Origin of the sequence: Vallitalea longa, from assembly GCF_027923465.1 — a bacterium.
Classification (GTDB): domain Bacteria; phylum Bacillota; class Clostridia; order Lachnospirales; family Vallitaleaceae; genus Vallitalea; species Vallitalea longa.
The window spans coordinates 197,640-212,042 of sequence record NZ_BRLB01000008.1 but is presented as its reverse complement, the minus strand read 5'-3'; the positions used below and the strand labels follow the sequence as shown (position 1 = coordinate 212,042).

Here is a 14,403-nt window from a genome sequence, read left to right as displayed (position 1 = left end):
GACTCTGTAGTCTTATGCGGTATTAGCACACTTTTCAATGTGTTATCCCCCTGCATAGGGCAGGTTACCCACGCGTTACTCACCCGTCCGCCGCTTTCCACTGTCTAAATCACCCGAAGGTTCAATAGTCAGCTTCTCGCTCGACTTGCATGTGTTAAGCACGCCGCCAGCGTTCATCCTGAGCCAGGATCAAACTCTCATGTTTAAGATTTTTTAAGCTTAGCTTAAATCATCGTATAAGTTTTAATCTTGACCAGATTGCTCTGGCTTATATTTTATAGACTATCGTCTTTATCCATTAATTTACTAAGGAATTTCTTGGGTAAAACTTTTACTAAGTTTTTGGTTGTTTCACTGTTCAGTTTTCAAGGTTCTTTGTTGTTGCTTTATGTTGTTTTTTGCGAGACAACGAAATATATCTTATCATGCATTTCAACATTTGTCAACAACTTTTTTTATTTTTTTTTAAATTATTTATTTTATATAATTTTGATGGCGGAGAAGGAGGGATTTGAACCCTCGCGCCGCGTAAACGACCTATACCCTTAGCAGGGGCACCTCTTCAGCCACTTGAGTACTTCTCCACAACTGAATTATATAAAATATTTAATTTTGCTCTAACGAGTAGCGCAAAAGTTATTATACTAGAGGATTACTATAATGTCAATATGTTTTTTGTTTTTTTTGCTAAATATTATTTGTTATTATGATTATTCAATAAAAGATACCTGAAAATAGCTAGAATACTACACATTAACTAACCCCATAATATAGTCATTATACATAATATATATGAATAAATAATATCACTTTAATTCAAGTAAGGTTTAATATCTATATACTACTTCATGCTAATATCATCTTCTTATAAACCTAAGCTATACTTTTTTCAATTATACAACTCAACTTTCATTTAATTGCAAATATCATAATTCCATATAATAAATCTCAAATAATGAAAGTTGAGTTTATAATTAATTAAATATCTAATTAAAAATCATTTTATTCCCTACTCTTTAATATATGGTTCTCCATCTGCTGCAGGTGCTACAGATTTGCCTATGAATCCCATAAGAATTACTAATGTTAGGATGTAAGGAATCATTGATAAAACATCTAATGGTACAGCTAGATTTTTTCCTCCTAAGAAAACAACCAAAGCTTGAGCAGCACCAAATATTAAACATGCTCCTAGAGCTCCCTGAGGTTTATATTTACCAAAAATCATAGCTGCCAATGCAATAAATCCTTGTCCTGAAATCAATGTAGGGAAAAAGTTAGATGCAACTGCTAAACTCATAGCTGCGCCTCCAAAACCTGATAATATACCCGATGTAATTACACATATATATCTAACTTTTTGTACATTGATACCTAATGTATCTGCAGCTTCGGGATGTTCTCCAATAGCTCTTACTCTAAGTCCTGCTCTAGTTTTGTATAATACAAACCACATTATTATCGCTAATAGAAATGCTAAATAAACAGTTACCTCTTGATTAAATATATTATCCAACACAGAATATTCCGGGAAAACCCCTTTAAAAAGCTTAGGTATCTTATTCTCTAATGAAATACTCTTAGTCATAAATTTACCATCAAAAAATTTTCTACATAAGAAAAGTGATAAACCTGGTCCTAAGAAGTTAATAGCTATACCTGATACAACTTGTTCTGCCCCTAATGTAACAGAAGCTACAGCATGTAATAAAGCCAATAAACCTGCTCCAATACCTGCACATATTAATCCAAGCCACCATATACCAGAGTAATATCCTACAGTTGCTCCGATAAAAGCACCCATAGTCATCATTCCTTCTAAACCGATATTAACAACTCCAGATTTTTCAGATATAACACCTCCAAGTGACGTATATATTAGTGGAGTAGAATACATTAAAGTCGTCCCTAATATAAAACCTATACTGTTCATTCAGTCACCCCTTTTCTATCTCTTATACGTCTAAAGACATTGACTATTCTCGGAATGGCAACAAAGAAAATAATAGTACCTATCATTATATTTATTATTTCTTTTGGAGCTTCTATAGGTTTAGCTTGGATCTTAGTACCTCCATACTTTAATGCACCAAAGAATATACCTGAGAATATACATGATATTGGTGAATTACCTGCTATTAATGCAACTCCTATACCATCTAAACCATAACCTTCCATGGCAGATAAAGTAGTGATTCCCTTAGATACACCCATAATCATGAGTGCTCCTGCTAGTCCACTAACAGATCCTGAAATAAACATTGAAGTAACAATGTTTCTCTTGACATTTATTCCACCATACTCAGCAGCGAATTTATTATAACCTACAGCTCTTAATCTATAACCTAATGTGGTTTTATTAAGTATAAACCATATTACTACTGCAACTATAATAGCTATTATTATTCCATAGTTAACAGGGGATTTTAATATGTCTCTTATAGCTTGATGATTTATTAACCATTCTTTTCCAGAATCAGAATTCTTGAATCTATCTAAAAAAACAATACTTGCACTTTCTTTGATAGGATGAGCTTTATTCGTACGCGCAAAGAACCCTGGTATATTAATAACAGCATTATGCGCATATAAAGCAATCCAATTTAACATTATTGAAGTTATAACTTCATGAATACCGAATTTAGCTTTTAATAAACCAATTATGGAACCATATAATCCACCAAAAACTATTGCTAATATCATAACAACAATAGGATGTATTACGATAGGCAAATTAAAGAAATATCCTGCCATTGATGCAACAATGGTTCCAATAATAAACTGACCTTCTGCTCCAATATTAAATAAACCTGTCTTAAATGCAAAAGCTACTGATATACCAGTTAAAATTAATGGTGTTGCTCTAATAATGGTATATGATATGTACTTAGGCTTGCTAAAAACTCCTTTAACAATAACAGCATATATCTCTAAAGGATTATAACCAGCGGCTAATAATATGATAGCTGTAATGATAAGACCTAATAATATTGACAAGAGCGTCATCTTAACAGTTGAACTCAATATCTTTTTTTTCTCCATTATTTTTTGCCCCCTGCCATCTCAAAACCTAATTCTGTCTCTGTTGCTTCTTTTGCATCAACTATATAATTGATTTTACCTTCATATATGACTGCTATACGATCAGATACATTCATAACTTCATCAAGTTCCAGGGAAATTAATAATATTGCTTTATCCTGATTTCTTTGTTTTATCAATTCTTTATGTACATACTCTATAGCACCAACGTCAAGCCCTCTTGTTGGCTGTGTAGCTATGAGTAGATCAGGATGGTTCATTATTTCTCTTGCTATTATGACTTTTTGTTGATTTCCGCCTGATAATGATTTCACTAATAATTTTTCATCATCTGGTCTTATATCAAACTTCTCTATTAGTTTTTTTGCATTCTTGATTATCTCATCTTTCTGCAATACACCTCTTTTTGAAAAAGGTTCATTATGGAAATTTTCTAATATCATATTTTCATATACAGTAAAATCAAGAACCAAACCAACTTTTTGTCTGTCTTGAGGTATAGTTGATACTTTATTGTCAATTATTTTTCTAGGTGATAGATTAGTAACATCTTTTCCATTTACCTTGACATGCCCTTTCTCTATTTTTCTAAGGCCTGTTATAGCTTCAACCAATTCATTCTGTCCATTACCATCTACACCGGCGATACCCAATATTTCTCCTTTTTTTACTTCTAAGGATAAACCATCAACAGCTATTAATCCTCTATTATCTTTTACTGTAATATTATCTATAGACAATACCACATCAGAAGTTTCATGATCCTCTTTTGGAACTACAAAAGTTACTTCTCTACCAACCATCTTAGATGCTAGATCTTCTTCTGTTACTTCATCTACTTTAACTGTATCAATAGGTTTACCTCTCCTTATGATAGTACAATTATCAGCCACTTGTTTTATTTCTTTCAATTTATGAGTAATGATAATTACAGATTTTCCTTCTTTGGTTAAATTATCCATGATATGTACAAGTTCTTGTATTTCTTGAGGAGTAAGCACACTTGTCGGTTCATCTAGAATTAATATATCAGCTCCTCTATATAGAGCCTTCAATATTTCTACCCTTTGTTGCATACCTACAGTTATATCTTGAATTTTATCATCAGGATTAACATATAGACTGTATTTTTCAGATAGCTTAATAATTTCCTCTTTAGCTTTTTTCATATCAAGAATACCATGATTGGTTATTTCATTACCTAAAATAATATTCTCAACAACTGTAAATGGTTGAACTAACATAAAATGTTGATGTACCATTCCTATACCGTTTTTTATTGCTATATTAGGATTAGTGATATTAATTTTTTTACCATTAATATATATTTCGCCACTTGTTGGTTCTATCATTCCATATAACTGATTCATTAGAGTAGATTTACCAGCTCCATTTTCTCCTAATAAAGCATGTACTTCTCCTTTATATACAGTGAGATTAATATTATCATTAGCAACTAATTTACCAAATTTTTTTGTAATGTTCTTCATTTCAATTACTTTGGTTTTATAATCTATATTATGCAAAATATCTATCCTTTCTATCTTTAGTTAGCTAAAATAACAGCTCAAACTATGTTCGAGCTGTTATAAATTAATAATTAGTAATTAATAATTATTTATTCACTATATAATTCATCATATTCTTCTCTTGTAGCTGGAACAGTTATTTTTTTATCTATTATATCTTGTTCTAATTGTTTAACTTCATCTAATATATCTTGTGGAACAGAGTCTACGGATGTATCAGCTATTCCTACAGCTCCATCAGCTAATCCTAAATTAATATTAGATCCGCCTTCCCATTTTCCTTCTTGTAATTCCTTAACAACATTATAGATTGCTTGATCTACTTTCTTAACAGCTGAAGTTATTATTTCGTCTTTTCCTAATATAACTTTTTGGTCTTGGTCAACACCAATAACAAGTTTTCCATTTTCAACTGCTGATTCTATAACTCCTGTTCCCGAGAAACCTGCAGCGTGGAATATTATATCTGCTCCATTTTGATACATTCCATTAGCTATAGCTTTTCCTTTAGCAGTATCTCCGAAATCATTAACATATTGTATTTGGATTTCTGCATCAGGGTTAGCTGTTTTTACACCAGCTCTATAACCACTTTCAAATCTCCATATAACATCGAATTCCATACCGCCAACAAAACCAACATTATTTGTTTTAGTCATCTTACCTGCTATGTATCCAACTAAGAATGATGGTTCTTGTTCGCTAAATGTAACTCCTAATAAATTATCTGGTGCTTCTTGTTCTTCTGTATATGCATTATCGATAATAGCATATTTTCTATCTGGATTAGTCTTAGCCGCATCTAATACAGCATCAGCCATTAGATAACCAATACCCCAAATTAGATCATTATCTTGATCATATAGAGTTTCTAGATTTGGAGCGTAATCAGCCTCTTGAGTTGATTCTAAGAACTCAGCAGTAATTCCTAAGTCCTTTTGTGCTTTTTCTAATCCAGCCCAAGCGAGTTGATTGAATGATTGGTCATTTATTCCTCCCGTATCAGTTACCATACTTACTTTCAAAGCCTTATCTGCTACATCTTCCTGTTCATCTTCAGAGTCTGTATCTTCAGTATCATTTATGTCTTCTTGTGAGTCTGCATTAGATCCATTATCATCATTTACTTGTGTGCCTGAATCCACAGTATCAGTTTTTTTCTCACCGCATCCAGTTAATACTAGAGTAAATACCATAGTCATCATAACAACAATTGATAATACTTTTTTCATCTTATAACAATCCTCCCATATCTACATAAAATATTAAATTATTACATAAAAATATCGTTTCAACTAAATTAATCCATAATAATTTAGTGATATACTCTTATAAATTGAATAATTAAATTTTATATTATATTTTAATTCATAAGAATAACCCATTTTTTTGTAATAATCTTATCCTTATATTATCATAAAATAGTTATTTTGTCATAGTTTTTACCTAAATATTTAATTTTTTTCTGTATATATAAAAAAATAATATACCAATTAGTTAAGTTTATTTGATATATTATTAATATTGTTAAATATTAAGTTATTATTTTCAAATTTTATAAACCATTTGGCTTATTTGCCTTTATTTTATATCATTCAATAATTTTATAAGTTCACTAGAAGGTTGAATTTCTAATAAATTTAATTTATCGTTTTCCTCATATATGCAATAATATATATCTATGTTTTTCAAGTGTTTATTTAATTTTTTTCTTTTAAAGAACTTCTGTTTTTTATCTTTATCATAATCATTACTATTAATTGATTTAATTTTTTTAATTTGATTAGTGTTTATATATATTATTGTCTTTTCTTTTGATCCAGTAATCTCTTGTATAATGAATTCGTCCTCGATTAGCATATATTTATAAGAAGTTATATATTTCTTAATAATAATATAAGCCAGTACTGTTGCTATAATAAGTGTTAAACCATCGGTTAAACTTGCATTTATGCGTAGCAAATTACCTACAAAATTAAACAGTATTAATACTACTGTACCTATTAGTATAAAAAAAAGCATTTTTATTGGTGATATTTTTTCTCTTTTAGTTATTTCTTGATGCATAAATTACATCCCCTAACTCTTATTTATTATATTTTAATAGGTCATACATAAAAAATTTTTTATATTTTTTTATATCTATTTTTTTCTGTTTCATATAGATTATTACCTTTACAATCAATTACAACCACCAAAGGTAATTTTTCTACCTCCATTTTTCTTACAGCTTCTGTTCCTAGATCATCATATGCTATTATATCAACTTTTTTAATTTTATCTGCCAACAGAGCGGCAGCTCCTCCAACTGCTGCAAAATATACTGCTTTATTCTTAATCATGCTTTCAATTACTTCTCTACTTCTATCTCCTTTTCCTATCATACCCTTTAGCCCTTTATCTAATAAGTATGGTGCATAAGGATCCATTCTATAACTTGTTGTTGGTCCTGCAGAGCCGATTACTTCTCCTTCTTTAGCTGGTGCTGGTCCTACATAGTATATAACATTATTTTCTACATCAAAAGGTAATTTACCACCTTTATTTAATTCTCCTACCATTCTTTTATGTGCTGCATCTCTAGATGTATATAATACACCTGATAATAATACTTTATCTCCGGCTTTTAACTCTTTTACTTTTTCCTCTGTTAGAGGAGTACTGATTTCTATAGTCATACTTTTTCCTCCCACAATATATTTAATTTATATAACTCGTGTGCTATGTCTAGTAGCATGGCAACTAATATTAACAGCAACTGGTAATCCTGCAATATGTGTAGGATATGTTTCGATATTTACAGCTAATGCTGTGGTTCTTCCACCTAATCCTCCTGGTCCTATTCCTAATTTATTAATGTTATCTAATAATTCATTTTCCATTTCTTTTATATAGTCTATTGCTGAATTATTACCTACTGGTCTAAGTAAAGCTTTCTTGGCTAAATATGCTGCTTTTTCAAATGTACCTCCTATACCAACTCCAATAATCATAGGTGGACATGCATTTCCTCCAGCTTGTTCTACTATTTCTAGAATGGCTTTTTTGGCACCTTCTATACCGTCTGCTGGTTTTAGCATTGCAATTTTGCTCATGTTTTCGCTTCCAAATCCTTTTGGAGCTACAGTAATTTTTATATCATTTCCTGGAACTATGTCATAATGGATTATTGCAGGAGTATTGTCTTTGGTATTCTCTCTGTGAAATGGATCTTTTACAACAGATTTCCTAAGGTAACCGTCTTTATATCCTTCTCTGACCCCTTGATTTATTGCGTCTGTTAATGACATGTCTGTGATATGCACTTCTTGCCCTATTTCACAAAAAACAACTGCCATACCAGTATCTTGACACATTGGCATCATTTTATTTTTAGCTATTTCTGCATTTTGTTGTATTTGCTCTAATATGCCTTTTCCAATTGGTGATTCTTCTTTCTCTTTATATTTTCCTATCATATCCAATATATCTTTGCTCACATAACAGTTAGCTTCTATACACATTTCTTTTATAGTTTTTGCAATAATATCAGCTGATATTTCCCTCATTTAGTTTCCTCCTCACAAAAATTTATGTAAATATACCTCTTTCTATCTTAATAAATTAAAACATATTCGTCAAGAAAAAAGGATATTAACTTAGTTAATATCCTTTTTTCCATTATATATTTCTTGGAACTTCTTTATGATTCTTTTATACTCTTCTTCAGTTATCTCTTCTTTTAATTCATTACTTTTCACTGTATCCAGAAGACCTATTTTCTCTGCCTTTCTAATGTAACTGACAGCCCAACTACTTACATTATAATAATTATAACTATAAGGTTTGTAGTTATTTAATTTTATTTCGCCTTTTTCTTGTTCATATGAACGAATTAATAACGTATATACTTGTTCTTTAGTAATGTTTTTTAGTGGAAGGAAAGTATTATCACCAAAGCCGCTCACCAGATTTTTTTTATAAGCCGTATATATATATTTAGCATAATATGAATTAACATCCACATCCTTAAATACTTTTCTAGGTTCTAATAATTTTATGTCTAACGCTTTCACAAGGTATTCTGTAAATTCAGCTCTATCTATTAATTTATCTTTTTGCTCTGTTCTGAAATTTATCTTGTATTTACGATTTTCACTAACAGATGTACTATTTTGAAATATAAAATTAACATTAATGTTAACTTCATAATTAGCATCATACTCTAGTTTTTCAAGCGGTAGTATTATTAAACTTTTATCAAGATATTTATCATCTTGAGGCAATATGACTTTTACTTTTACCTTACTACCATTATCTTTATTTACTACTTCAATGTTATTATTATATATTCGTCTTATTTTTTGTGTATCCGAGTAATAGCTTAGAGTAATAGGCAACCCCACATCATTATATTCACCATTTATTTTTCTATAAGGGTTTATCATATAATTGTTTTTCCAAGAAATAGGAACATCAAGCATTTTGTCATATGGATATATAATAATTTTTCTATTAGTATCTCTTGACTTACCTCCCAAATCATAAGTATACATTTTCTCATATTTTCCCATACCAATATGTTGGTATAATGGATCTAAAAATGATATTCTAGAATACGGATTATTTATTAAATCAATAACTCCGTTTTTATAGCTATCAAAATCATTACTGATGAATTCTGTAATATATGGATTAAAATATGAGTAATAAGAAGCTCTATCTAAACTGTATCTACCTCTATAAAACTTATTTCTGCTTTCTTCTATAAGTGAAAAACTTTCATTTATACACATATACTTACTGTGGTTAGAAGCTGAAGATTCTAATTGTTTATTGTTTTCTACAGGTCTAATATTCATATTCTGTCTAATATCATTTATATATTTTATAGCTTCGTCTGGCTTTTGTTCAGAAGCATATATATTTATATTACAAATAGTACTTATAAATAAAATCAAACATACTATTTTTTTTATATTTTTATTCAACGTATAACTCACCTCCAATATAAACTAGCTCTAAATGTTTAAAATAAACTAGTCTTTATTACTATATTATAACAGATATATTCATTAATACTGTTACATGTATATTACAACTTATGTAAATCTAGAGAAGCGGATCCGTACATTGAAAAAAACTCAACTTAAAAAGGTTACATAGCTAAGCTAATGTAACCTTTTTAAGAATACTTTTATTCCTGATTTTTATTTTCATCAATTTCTTTATTATCATCTGATTCACGTATATTATCTTGTTCCCCTGCATTATCTGATTCACATGTATCATCTTGTTCCTCTATATCATCTGCTTCATGAGTCACTTCTTCTTTTATTCTTGCTATACCAGCAACTACTATATCTTCTTTTAAATTCATTAATCTAACACCGGAAGTGACACGACCAAATCTAGAAATATCTCTTACTTTAATTCTTATGACAATACCTTCAGTAGTTATTATCATAAGTTCATTATCTTCGTTAACAGCTTTGATTCCTATAACATTACCTGTCTTTTCAGTTATTTTATAGAATTTAACTCCTTTACCACCACGTCTCTGTGTGGTAAATTCATCAATATCTGTTCGTTTTCCTAATCCATTTTCTGAAACTACCAATAAATCAGTACCTTGTGAGGTTAACTGCATACCTATTACTTCATCATCATGATTAAGATTCATTCCTCTAACACCCATGGATGTTCTACCGATAACTCTTACATCACTTTCACAGAAACGGATACATTGACCATATTTAGTTCCAAGGATTATGTCTTGTTTGTTATCTGTTAATTTAACTTCAATTAAGTCATCATCTTCTTTTAATATTATTGCTTGAAGACCACTGATTCTTATATTAACATATTCCATAATATTACTTTTCTTAATTATACCTTTTTTAGTTGCCATAAGAAGATATCTGTCTTCTCTATATTCACTTAAAGGAATAACTGCTGTTATTTGTTCATCTGAGTCTAACTGCAATAAATTAACAAGAGCGGTACCTCTAGCAGTTCGGCTAGATTCAGGTATCTCATAAGCTTTTAATCTATATACTTTACCTTTATTTGTAAAGAATAGAATAAAATGATGAGTAGAGGTAATAAATAGATTTTGGATGAAATCCTCATCTCTCGTCTGCATACCTTTTATACCTTTTCCACCTCTATGTTGACTTTTATAGGTAGTGGTAGGCATTCTCTTAATATATCCAAGATGAGTCATAGTAATAACTGTTGGTTCTTTTTTAATAAGGTCTTCTAAAGATATTTCACCTATATCATAAGTTATTTCTGTTCTTCTTGGATCACCATATTTTTCTTTGATTATTAATATTTCTTCTTTGATAACACCGTATAACAGTTTATCATCTGCTAATATGGCTTTTAATTCTTTTATTTTTTCCATCAGTTCTCTATATTCATTCTCTATTTTTTCTCTTTCCAAACCTGTTAATGCTCTAAGTCTCATATCAACTATTGCTTGGGCTTGAATTTCACTGAACTGGAATCTATCTATTAGATTTAATTTTGCATCTGCAGCACTATTAGATGCTCTGATTATTTTAATAACTTCATCAATAAATTCTAAAGCTTTTAAAAGTCCTTCTAAAATATGTGCTCGATTTTCAGCTTTCTTTAATTCATACTTAGTTCTTCTTGTAACAACATCTTTTTGATGGTCTAAGTAATAAGTTAACATCTGCTTTAGATTAAGTATTTTAGGTTCATTTTTAACAAGAGCAAGCATATTAATACCAAATGTATCTTGTAATTGAGTATGTTTATATAATTGATTCAAGATAACGTTAGCATTAGCATCTCTTTTTAATTCAATTACAACACGCATACCTTTACGGTCTGATTCATCCCTTAGGTCAGAAATTCCTTCAACCTTTTTAATTTTTACAAGTTCGGCAATCTTTTCTATTAATCTTGCTTTGTTAACTTGATAAGGCAATTCTGTTACAATTATTCTTTGTTTATTTCCTGGCATTGGTTCAATATCAACTGCAGCTCTTACTTTTACTTTACCTTTACCAGTTCTATATGCTTGTTTTATACCATTTTTTCCTAATATTTTTCCATAAGTCGGAAAATCTGGTCCTTTTATTATTTCCATCAATTCTTCTATATCTGTATCTCTATTTTCAATAGTTGTATTATCAATAATCTTAACTACACCATCTATAACTTCATTTAGGTTATGAGGTGGTATGTTAGTTGCCATTCCAACTGCTATTCCAGATGTTCCATTTACAAGTAAATTAGGAAATCTTGCTGGTAATACTTCGGGTTCTTTTAATGATTCATCAAAGTTAGGTTTAAAATCAACAGTATCTTTTCCTATATCTGCTAATAACTCCATTGACATTTTACTCATTCTAGCTTCTGTATAACGCATTGCAGCTGCACCATCACCATCAACAGAACCAAAGTTTCCATGACCATCTACTAATAGATACCTTGTTGAGAAAGGTTGTGCCATACGAACCATTGCTTCATAGATAGAGCTATCACCATGTGGATGATACTTACCCATTGTATCCCCAACGATTCTGGCTGATTTACGATATGGTTTATCAGGAGATAAGTTAAGTTCACTCATAGAATATAATATTTTCCTATGAACAGGTTTTAATCCATCTCTAACATCTGGTAGTGCTCTTGAGGCAATAACACTCATGGCATAGTCAATATATGATTTTTTCATTTCATCCTGTAAATCAACGGATATTATTTGATCGTATTCTTGTCTTTCATCCATATATATTAATCCTCCCAAATTAACAATGTTAATGTTAATTTATTTTTACTCTAATTTTCCTGAAATTTATACAATCATTAACTCTCTTCGGAAAATTTAAGTTATTCTAGTATTGGTATAAGTTCATTAGATATCTAGATTTCTTACATGTTTAGCATGTGATTGAATGAATTCACGTCTAGGTTCTACTTTGTCACCCATTAATGTGGTGAATATTTCATCAGCACTTGCTGCATCATCTAATTCAACTTTTAATAATATTCTTTTATCAGGATCCATAGTCGTATCCCATAATTGCTCTGCATCCATTTCTCCTAATCCTTTGTATCTTTGAAGATTAATACCGTCTCTTCCGATTTCATTCAATAATTTTTCTAAAACTCTATCATTATAAACATATTGTGATTTTTTATTTTTAGTAACTTTATATAGTGGAGGTTGTGCAATATACACTTTTCCCTGTTCTAATAGCTGAGGCATATAACGATAGAAAAATGTAAGCAATAGCGTTCTAATGTGAGCACCATCAACATCCGCATCTGTCATGATAATAATTTTATGATATCTTAACTTTTCTAGATTAAAATCATCTGATATACCTGTACCAAACGCAGTAATCATAGCTCTTATTTCTTTGTTACTTAATATTTTATCAAGTCTAGCCTTTTCTACATTAAGTATTTTTCCTCTAAGAGGTAATATGGCCTGTGTCTGTCTTGACCTTGCTGATTTAGCTGAACCTCCAGCTGAATCTCCCTCAACAATATATATTTCACAGTTAGTTGGATCTTTATCAGAACAATCTGCTAGTTTTCCTGGTAAACTAGTACTTTCTAATGCACTTTTTCTTCTTGTTAAATCTCTAGCTTTCCTTGCCGCATCTCTTGCACGATTTGCCATTACTGCTTTTTCTAATATAATTTTGGCTACTGCAGGATTTTGTTCTAAAAAATAGGTAAGTTGTTCAGATAATATGGAATCAACTGCACCTCTTGCTTCGCTATTTCCTAATTTTTGTTTTGTCTGACCTTCAAATTGAGGATCTTCGATTTTAATACTAATAACAGCAGTTATTCCTTCTCTTACATCTTCACCAGATAAGTTCTTTTCATTATCTTTTAGAATTTTATTCTTTCTTGCATAATCATTTAATGTTTTAGTGAATGCTGTCTTAAAACCACTAAGATGAGTTCCACCTTCTGGTGTATTGATATTATTTACAAAAGAAAATATATTTTCAACATATGAATCATTGTGTTGAAATGCGACTTCTACATAAACTCCATCTTTTTTTCCTTCTGCATATGCTACTTCATCATATAGTGTATCTTTGTTACGATTTCTGTATTTAACAAATTCTTTAATTCCGCCTTCATAGTGAAATACAAGTTCCTGAGGTCCTTGTTCTTCCCTAGTATCTATGAATTTCATTTTAAGACCTTTAGTTAAAAACGCCATCTCTTGTAATCTTTGTTTAAGGGTGTGGAAATCATAAACTGTTTCTTCAAATATTTCTGTATCGGGTTTGAAATGTATATATGTTCCGGTTTTGTCTGTTTCACCGATAACTTTTAACGGATGTACTACTTTTCCTCTTGAGTAGTTTTGTTCATATATTTTACCATCAGTATATATCTGAACTTTCAGCCATTCAGAAAGAGCATTAACTACAGAAGCACCAACACCATGTAAACCTCCGGATACTTTATAGCTACCGCCACCAAATTTTCCACCTGCATGAAGTATTGTAAAAACTACTTCTACAGCTGGTATTCCTTTTTGATGATGTATTCCAACTGGTATTCCATATCCATTATCCAAAACAGAAATGGAGTTATCAGGATGGATTTTTATTTCTATATAATCACATCTACCCGCTAGTGCCTCATCAACAGAATTATCAACTATCTCGTATACTAGATGATGTAATCCTCTTGAAGAAGTACTACCAATATACATACCAGGTCTTTTACGAACGGCTTCCAGCCCTTCTAAAACTTGAATATGGCTTTCATTATATTCAGATAACTTACTCATAATAAACCTCCTGCTATATGTTTAGATACGCATAATTATACGCATATA

At 30.4% G+C, this 14,403-nt stretch carries 10 protein-coding genes, 1 tRNA gene and 1 rRNA gene; all 12 read right to left on the bottom strand.

The genetic code is table 11. The annotated features are described in order from the left end of the window. Positions 1-205, bottom strand: a 16S ribosomal RNA gene (locus tag QMG30_RS14140); the annotation flags it as partial. A 288-nt stretch (positions 206-493) separates the two neighbouring features. Then, positions 494-584, bottom strand: a tRNA-Ser gene (locus QMG30_RS14135). A 425-nt stretch (positions 585-1,009) separates the two neighbouring features. After that, the gene (locus QMG30_RS14130) at positions 1,010-1,933 is read right to left on the bottom strand and encodes an ABC transporter permease (protein WP_281816426.1); all 924 of its coding nucleotides are present in this window, start codon (positions 1,931-1,933) and stop codon (positions 1,010-1,012) included. Then, complete coding sequence (locus QMG30_RS14125) at positions 1,930-3,042, bottom strand: ABC transporter permease (RefSeq protein WP_281816423.1); 1,113 nt, start codon at positions 3,040-3,042, stop codon at positions 1,930-1,932. The genes QMG30_RS14130 and QMG30_RS14125 overlap by 4 nt, the downstream gene beginning before the upstream one ends. Beyond that, a complete protein-coding gene (locus QMG30_RS14120; RefSeq protein WP_281816431.1) occupies positions 3,042-4,532 on the bottom strand; it encodes an ABC transporter ATP-binding protein in 1,491 nt (496 codons plus the stop codon). The genes QMG30_RS14125 and QMG30_RS14120 overlap by 1 nt, the downstream gene beginning before the upstream one ends. Positions 4,533-4,660: 128 nt before the next feature. Further along, positions 4,661-5,803 carry a BMP family lipoprotein gene (locus QMG30_RS14115; protein WP_281816421.1) on the bottom strand — a complete coding sequence of 381 codons (1,143 nt, stop codon included), beginning with the start codon at positions 5,801-5,803 and terminating at the stop codon, positions 4,661-4,663. Positions 5,804-6,152: 349 nt separating this feature from the next. Beyond that, on the bottom strand, positions 6,153-6,638 hold the full coding sequence (locus QMG30_RS14110) for a DUF6106 family protein (protein ID WP_281816419.1): 486 nt from the start codon (positions 6,636-6,638) through the stop codon (positions 6,153-6,155). 59 nt (positions 6,639-6,697) lie between these two features. Further along, positions 6,698-7,249 carry a Fe-S-containing hydro-lyase gene (locus tag QMG30_RS14105; protein WP_281816417.1) on the bottom strand — a complete coding sequence of 184 codons (552 nt, stop codon included), beginning with the start codon at positions 7,247-7,249 and terminating at the stop codon, positions 6,698-6,700. A 27-nt stretch (positions 7,250-7,276) separates the two neighbouring features. Continuing rightward, the gene (locus QMG30_RS14100; protein WP_281816415.1) at positions 7,277-8,119 is read right to left on the bottom strand and encodes a fumarate hydratase; all 843 of its coding nucleotides are present in this window, start codon (positions 8,117-8,119) and stop codon (positions 7,277-7,279) included. 90 nt (positions 8,120-8,209) lie between these two features. Further along, positions 8,210-9,541, bottom strand: coding sequence for a CAP and S-layer homology domain-containing protein (locus QMG30_RS14095; protein WP_281816414.1), 1,332 nt, complete (start codon positions 9,539-9,541; stop codon positions 8,210-8,212). Between the two features lie 206 nt (positions 9,542-9,747). After that, positions 9,748-12,318 (bottom strand): DNA gyrase subunit A, encoded by a 2,571-nt coding sequence (gyrA, locus tag QMG30_RS14090; RefSeq protein ID WP_281816412.1) that lies wholly within the window; start codon positions 12,316-12,318, stop codon positions 9,748-9,750. A gap of 126 nt (positions 12,319-12,444) precedes the next feature. Next, complete coding sequence (gene gyrB / locus QMG30_RS14085; protein WP_281816410.1) at positions 12,445-14,355, bottom strand: DNA topoisomerase (ATP-hydrolyzing) subunit B; 1,911 nt, start codon at positions 14,353-14,355, stop codon at positions 12,445-12,447. Positions 14,356-14,403 lie beyond the last annotated feature (48 nt).